The organism is Streptomyces sp. NPDC058469, from assembly GCF_042721125.1.
Classification (GTDB): Bacteria; Actinomycetota; Actinomycetes; order Streptomycetales; family Streptomycetaceae; genus Streptomyces.
In genome coordinates this window covers 1-6,397 of the sequence record NZ_JBHXME010000015.1, presented here as the reverse complement: position 1 = coordinate 6,397, position 6,397 = coordinate 1, and the positions used below count along the sequence as shown (strand labels likewise).

The following is a 6,397-nucleotide window of genomic DNA, read 5'->3' as shown; positions in this document are numbered from 1 at the left end:
AGCGCCCGGCGATCGACCGGCGGGCCGGGCAAGGGATTCCTTGCCCGGCCCGATCGTTTTGCGGCCGATCGTTTGCGGTCGGTCGTCTTGCGGGTCGGTCGTTTTTCGCCCTCCACGCGCGCGTGGACGCGACTGAACCCGACTCAGAGATCTCGACTGGGGAACTGGATTCCTCCCTGCGGCGAAGTACGGGTGAAAGCCCAATCTTCATCAGCGTGTTCGCATGGACGAGAGGAGCCCCGATGACCGTCGAACCAGGCGTCAGAGTGGGGCAGGACAGTGACGCCTCGGTGATCGAACGGTCGTGGGATGAGCCCGAGGCATTCGCCGTGCTCTTCGACCGCCACGCCGACTCGGTGCACCGTTACGCGGCGCGCCGGCTCGGCACGGAGGTCGCCGAGGACCTGATGGCGGAGACGTTCACCACCGCGTTCCAGCAGCGCTTCCGGTACAACACGGAACTGGCCGACGCCCGCCCGTGGTTGTTCGGCATCGCGACCAACCTCATAGGCCGGCACCGGCGCGCCGAGGCCCGACGGCTGAAGGCGATCGGCCGGCTGCCGTCCGCCGCCCGCGCCGACGGGTCCGAGGACAGCGTCGCCGACCGGGTTGCCGCGAAGGTCAGCGCACAGGCCGTACGGGGCGAACTGGCCCTGGCCATGGCCCGGTTGCCCGCCAGGCACCGGGACGTGCTGCTGCTGGTCGCCTGGGCCGACCTCGGCTACGAGGAGGTCGCACGCGCCCTGGAGGTGCCGGTGGGGACGGTCCGGTCACGGCTGCACAGGGCTCGCAGAAAACTTCGCGACGCATTGGGCGGATCCGATCCGACAGCCTTCCGAGAGGAATCCGACGATGAGTGAACCGAGGAACGAACTGAAGCTCCTGAGGGAGTGGGACGCGGACACGCCCCCGCTCACGGACCCCGCACGCGCGCGTGCCCGCTTCCTCCTCCACCAGGCGATGCTCCCGCCCACGACCCTCGCCCCCGCGGCCGTACGACGCCGTCCGGTCCTGCGGATGGCGGTGGCGGGCGTCGCGGCGGCGGCGGTGGCGACGAGTGTGGTGATCGCCGCGGACAACGACCCCTCCCCCCGCACCCAGCCGGTGAGCGCGGCCACCGTGCTGCACGGGGCGGCGATCGAGGAACGCCGACTGGAGAAGCCGATCGCTCCGCGCGACGACCAGTTCATCTACACCAAGGAGATCATCAAGGAGACCCCGATCGGAGGTGGCCGGACCCGGACGTACGTCGACGAGAGCTGGAACTCGGTCGACGGCTCCAAGAGGTCCTACGTCAGCGAACTGGGCCACAAGCAGTGGGTTCCGGTGTACCGGCCGGGCCAGGGCACCTGGCCGCCGACCAAGTGGACCGAGCTCAAGCAGCTGCCCACCGATCCGCGCAAGCTGGTGATCGCCCTGCGGGACATGGGCGGAAAGCCGGACTACAGCAAGCCGATGCAGGCCGCCGACTGGCCGATGACCCAGGTCTTCGTCTCCGGTCTGCTTCGCGCCCCTGTCCTGCCGAAGGGGCTGCGCTCCGCGGCCTACGAGGCGCTCGCGACCGTCCCCGGCATCAAGGTCCTGCCCCACCAGAAGGACGCGGACGGGCGCGTGGGCATCGGCATCCAGTACGTGGGACGCTCCGGGACCCCCTGGGCACACGGTGGACCGGTCCTGGTCTTCGACGTGAAGACGTACCGGTACCTCGGCATGCACGATCGGCGCACGGCGGGCGGGACGAGGTACGAGCAGTGGTCGTACGTCGCCGTGAGTGCCGTGGTGAACCGGGTGATGCAGCGCTCGTAGTGACGTGACGTGCAGGTAGGCAGGGGTGCCGCTCACGGGGACGGCGCCCCTGTTCCGCGTTCCGCGCAGGGAGTTCGGTGCGGAGGAACCACAGACGTGGGCCCGCGGCATGGGAAATCATGAACCATGCGACCGGACGACTGGCACCTCACCGAAGACCTGGACGACTTCCTCGCCGGAGGCGGGGACTTCCTGCGCTCGCGCCCCGCCCCGCACACCACGGCGTTGACGACGATGGAGAGACTGCGAACGCGCGGGTCGGCCGAATACGGCGACGGGGCCACCCTGTTCGGCCGTCTGGAACGAGCGGGCAAGGTCGCCGCCACCTTCTACCGCCTCCCGTCCCGCGGCCTGGCACCCACCTCCCTCACCCCCGAGCAGGCCGACACCCTCGCCGCCCACCTGGCGGACCTCGGGCACTCCCTTCCCTACGTCACCGCGGACCAGAGCACCGCGACCACGTTCGCGGAGGCATGGCAGCGGCACACAGGCGCGACATCGACACTCCGCGTCCGGCTCCACCTGTACCGACTCGGCACACTCACCCCACAGGAGCCGCTCCCGGAGGGCCGGGGCAGGGTCGCGGGCGCGGAGGACCACGAGCAAGTCGTCCACTGGTGCCACGAGTTCGCCGCCGCTGTCGACGAGGTCCTCCCCGACTCCTGGGCCGACACCCGCTTCGCGGACAAACACTTCACGTTCTGGGAGACCCCGGACGGCACTCCGGTCTCCATCGCCGGCTCGACCTCGAAGATCGGCGACATGGTCCGCGTGGACCCTGTCTACACCCCGGCCCACCTCCGCCGTCGCGGCTACGCGGGCGCCGTGACGGCCGAGGTGACCAGAGCGGCGCTGGCCACGGGCGCGAAGGAGGTCGTGCTCTTCACGGACCCGGGCAACCCGACGAGCAACGCCCTCTACCAACGCCTCGGGTACGTCCTGATCACCGACTGGGCCGTGTACGACTTCTCGGGCGGGGCGGCGGAGTAGCTGCGCCGAGTCGGTGAAGCCGGACCACGCACCCCGCGAACCGCGCGGTGCCGGTACGCTGTACCCGCTCCGTCCCTGGTGGGCGGGTGCGCAGGTGGGTTGCCCGAGCGGCCTAAGGGAACGGTCTTGAAAACCGTCGTCGCAGCGATGTGACCGTGGGTTCAAATCCCACACCCACCGCGGTGTTTGTAAGGGGCGTCCTCCACTGAGGACGCCCCTTACATGTGTCTGTCCTTACGGATGCTGCGGACCGGTCTTATGGGCGATGCCCCGTCATCCGTGCCGCCGAGGCGATCGTCGCCCGGGCCTCCCTCTCCGACAGGCCCGTGCCCAGGGCCGCCTCGACCAGGGGGTCGATGAGTGCGGGGCCGATGTCGTTCTCGTAGGCGCGGCAGGCTGCCCAGAAGAGGCGGGTGTTGCGTTGGCCCTCGTGGGCGGCGAGGACGAACTGGACCAGGCCCTGGCCGTGTTGTCCGGTCGAGGTGGGGGTGGGGTGGTTCGTGCGGGGTGGGGGGAGGAGCAAGCGCAGGAGTGAGGGCGGGCAGGGGGCCGGGGCCAGGTGGGCGGTGGCCGGGGCCGCGCCGTAGAGGCCGTGGTCGGTGCGGGAGCCGGGGCCTACGAGGTAGCCGCCGGCGCCGCGGATGTCGATGCCGGGGGCGAGGCGGCCCGCGGAGTTGGGGACGACCACGTCGGGTGGGCCGCTGAGCCAGAGGTGGCGGCCGCCGCTGGGGGTCAGGACGACGACGGTCTCGGGGATCGTGAACAGGTGGCGCAGGGCGAGTTCGCGCAGGGCGGACGAGGAGTCCGTGCCGGACTTGGTGTCGAGGTCGATGCCGATCAGGTGGTGCGGTGGCAGTCCGCACGCGATGCCGTAGCCGGTGGCCCAGGGCGCGGCGGCGAACAGTTCGCGGATGCGCGCCGGGTCGGTCGAGGCGTCGTACACCCCGTGGCCGAGGCGTCCGCACTCGCCGTGGCAGGGCGGGCTCACGGCGTCCGACGTCTCTGCCGCGCCTGCCTCGCCCGCCGGGGGCAACGGGTCGTCGCGGTGCGGGGAGCGCAGGGCCGGGAGTTTTGTGCGGGACAGGGGGATCACGGCCAGTCCGCGTTCGGCGGCTGACAGGGCGTGTGCGAGGGCCAGCGTCGTGGCCTGCCGGTCGGTGGTGGCCATGCCTCCATGTTCGTACGAGTGTTCGAAAAAGGGAAGGGGGGAGGCGGCGACTCGCCGGGCCGGGGGGATTGGCCGGAAATCTGGCGGAACGCTTCGCCCCTTGGGGCGCCTGGGGTGAGCTGTCCGTACTGCCCTGAACCGCGGCTTCAAGGTGGTTGAAGGGGTTTATCGACTTGTCATCACGCTTCAGGGGGAATAACCGCTTCCGGTCTGGTTCGCCGGGGATTCGGTGGGCAACTCTGGTTCCGCGACGTCGTGCACAACACCGAGGCGGTCGGCCAACTGCCCAGGTAGAAGCCGTACTTCATGTGCGTCCGGCTACGAAGCCGGTACGTACCCTGTTCTGGAGGAACAACATGGCAAGCATCCGTACCGCCCGCGTCATCGCCGCCGTCTCCGCCCTCCCGCTGGCAGCCGCCCTCTTCACCGGCGTCGCGGCGGCGGACAACGGCGCCATCGCGGGCAACGGATCGAACGCGGGTGTGGCGACCGTCAGCGGGAGCGGGGTCGGGCACGACAACAAGGGCAACTCGTCCACCACACAGCAGCAGGCGGTCGGCTCGGGGGCCTCGAACCAGAGCAACACCGCCCAGGTCAACGGGTCCGCGTTCACCGCCATCAACCAGGGAAACTCGAACGTCGCCGTCAACTTCGCCAACTTCTGGTAGCCGGGCCCGACTTCCGCGCGGGGATGCGCGGGGGTGTGTGAGGTGTGCTCTCTGGGGCTGTGACGCGTCTGCGCGGTGGTGCTTCGGCACCGCCGCGCAGGCGTTTTTCGTGTGCCACGCGTGCGTGCCGGATTTCGTGGGCCACGCGTGCGTGCCCCCGTGCGTGCCCGGACGCGGGGCGCCTGCGCGGGAACGACCTTGACAGTGCATGGCATCTGACGGACAGTCAGAAACCCTCGTCCGTACGACGCCCCGGAGGTCCGCCGTCGTGCACCTCGCCCCCACCGAACGCCAGCGGCGGTTGCGCGCCGAGCTCCGTACGTACTTCGCCGCCCTGATGCCGGACGGTCCACCCGGCGCCGACGACCCCAAGGGGCAGCGGGCCCTGCTGCGCCGGATCGGCGGCGACGGCTGGCTCGGTCTGGGCTGGCCGGTCGAGTACGGCGGTCAAGGGCGGGGCGCGGACGAGCAGTTCGTGTTCTTCGACGAGGCCTACCGCGCGGGCGCGCCCGTCTCGATGGTCACCCTGAACACCGTCGGACCGACCCTCATGAAGTACGGCAGCGAGGAACAGAAGGCCGCCCTCCTGCCGGGCATCCTCCGTGGGGAACTCGTCTTCGCGATCGGCTACAGCGAACCGTCGGCCGGCACGGATCTCGCCTCGCTGCGGACGCGGGCCGTGCGGCGGCGAACAGGGGCGGAAACGGAAGGAGATGAGGGTGGCTTCCTGATCGACGGGCAGAAGATCTTCACTTCCAACGCCCACAACGCCGACTGGATCTGGCTCGCCTGCCGCACCGACCCCGAGGCCCCCAAGCACCGCGGGATCTCGATCATCCTCGTCCCGACCGACGCGCCCGGCTTCTCGTGGACGCCGATCGAGACGGTGGGCGGGCAGCGGACGACGGCCACGTACTACGACGGGGTCCGCGTCCCGGCCGGCAACCTCGTCGGCGCGGAGAACGAGGGCTGGTCCCTCATCACCAACCAGCTCAACCACGAGCGGGTCGCCCTCGCCGCGACCGGAATGCAGGCCGAGGACTTCTACACGGCCGTGCTGACCGCCGCCCGCTTGCCCGATCCGGTGACGGGGCGGCGCCGGGTTGACGAGCCGTGGGTGCGGTCACAACTGGCCGAGGCACATGCCCGGCTGGCGGCAACGCGCCTGCTCAACTGGCGTTTGGTGGGTGATGTCGGGGCCGGCCGGCTGGCGCCCGGCGACGCGAGCGGCGTGAAAGTCGTGGGAACCGAATCGACGGTGGCGGTGTACCGAATATGTCAGCACATCGCCGGGGCGGACGGGCCGGCGGGACTGGCAGGACTGGTGCGTTCGGGCTCGCCGGGTGCGTTCGGGGACGGCGAGCTGGAGCGGTTGAACAGGGCGGCACAGATCAACACGTTCGGGGGCGGGGTGAGCGAGGTGCAGCGGGAGATCGTCGCGACGATGCGGCTCGGGATGACGAGGGGGCGGAGGTGACAGGCGAGTTGATGGTGAGTGATGAGCTGGGGGCGCGGCTCAAGAGGTACGAGGGGCGTGCGGCCGCCGTCGCGGGCAGGGGAAAGGACCCCGTCAACGAGCCGATGATCCGGCACTGGTGCGAGGCGATGGGAGACACCGATGCGGCCTATACGGGCCCGGACGCCGTCGCCCCGCCCACCATGCTCCAGGCGTGGACCATGGGCGGCCTCTCCGGCCACACGGGACGCACGGGGGCCTACGACGAGCTGTTCGACCTCCTCGACACGGCGGGCTGCACCTCGGTGG

6 protein-coding genes, 1 tRNA gene and 1 pseudogene are annotated in these 6,397 nt (G+C 70.5%); 7 read left to right on the top strand and 1 reads right to left on the bottom strand.

Features of this window, described 5'->3' with window-relative positions:
• Positions 1–242 precede the first annotated feature (242 nt).
• The 4 genes from ACFWP5_RS10545 to ACFWP5_RS10530 all read left to right on the top strand — a co-directional run bounded on the left by ACFWP5_RS10545 (position 243) and on the right by ACFWP5_RS10530 (position 2,976).
• The gene (locus ACFWP5_RS10545; RefSeq protein ID WP_384153391.1) at positions 243–860 is read left to right on the top strand and encodes an RNA polymerase sigma factor; all 618 of its coding nucleotides are present in this window, start codon (positions 243–245) and stop codon (positions 858–860) included.
• Complete coding sequence (locus tag ACFWP5_RS10540) at positions 853–1,806, top strand: CU044_5270 family protein (RefSeq protein WP_384153388.1); 954 nt, start codon at positions 853–855, stop codon at positions 1,804–1,806. Before ACFWP5_RS10545 ends, ACFWP5_RS10540 begins: the two co-directional genes overlap by 8 nt.
• Positions 1,807–1,932: 126 nt before the next feature.
• On the top strand, positions 1,933–2,796 hold the full coding sequence (locus ACFWP5_RS10535) for a GNAT family N-acetyltransferase (protein WP_384153385.1): 864 nt from the start codon (positions 1,933–1,935) through the stop codon (positions 2,794–2,796).
• A gap of 93 nt (positions 2,797–2,889) precedes the next feature.
• Positions 2,890–2,976, top strand: a tRNA-Ser gene (locus ACFWP5_RS10530).
• Positions 2,977–3,052: 76 nt separating this feature from the next.
• Here the strand turns inward: ACFWP5_RS10530 and ACFWP5_RS10525 are convergent.
• On the bottom strand, positions 3,053–3,964 hold the full coding sequence (locus ACFWP5_RS10525; RefSeq protein ID WP_384153382.1) for a bifunctional DNA primase/polymerase: 912 nt from the start codon (positions 3,962–3,964) through the stop codon (positions 3,053–3,055).
• A gap of 356 nt (positions 3,965–4,320) precedes the next feature.
• On the opposite strand from ACFWP5_RS10525, the gene ACFWP5_RS10520 reads away from it, so the two are divergent.
• The 3 genes and pseudogenes from ACFWP5_RS10520 to ACFWP5_RS10510 form a co-directional block, all read left to right on the top strand.
• Positions 4,321–4,632, top strand: a complete 312-nt coding sequence (locus ACFWP5_RS10520; RefSeq protein WP_033285529.1) for a hypothetical protein — start codon at positions 4,321–4,323, stop codon at positions 4,630–4,632.
• A 268-nt stretch (positions 4,633–4,900) separates the two neighbouring features.
• A complete protein-coding gene (locus ACFWP5_RS10515; RefSeq protein ID WP_384153589.1) occupies positions 4,901–6,109 on the top strand; it encodes an acyl-CoA dehydrogenase family protein in 1,209 nt (402 codons plus the stop codon).
• 11 nt (positions 6,110–6,120) lie between these two features.
• Positions 6,121–6,397: pseudogene (locus ACFWP5_RS10510) on the top strand (hypothetical protein); the annotation flags it as partial.

Bases quoted from the DNA above. Each gene is read 5' to 3' on its own strand.
- ACFWP5_RS10545 (WP_384153391.1), top strand. From the start codon at position 243: ATGACCGTCGAACCAGGCGTCAGAGTGGGGCAGGACAGTGACGCCTCG.
- ACFWP5_RS10540 (WP_384153388.1), top strand. From the start codon at position 853: ATGAGTGAACCGAGGAACGAACTGAAGCTCCTGAGGGAGTGGGACGCG.
- ACFWP5_RS10535 (WP_384153385.1), top strand. From the start codon at position 1,933: ATGCGACCGGACGACTGGCACCTCACCGAAGACCTGGACGACTTCCTC.
- ACFWP5_RS10525 (WP_384153382.1), bottom strand. From the start codon at position 3,964: ATGGCCACCACCGACCGGCAGGCCACGACGCTGGCCCTCGCACACGCC.
- ACFWP5_RS10520 (WP_033285529.1), top strand. From the start codon at position 4,321: ATGGCAAGCATCCGTACCGCCCGCGTCATCGCCGCCGTCTCCGCCCTC.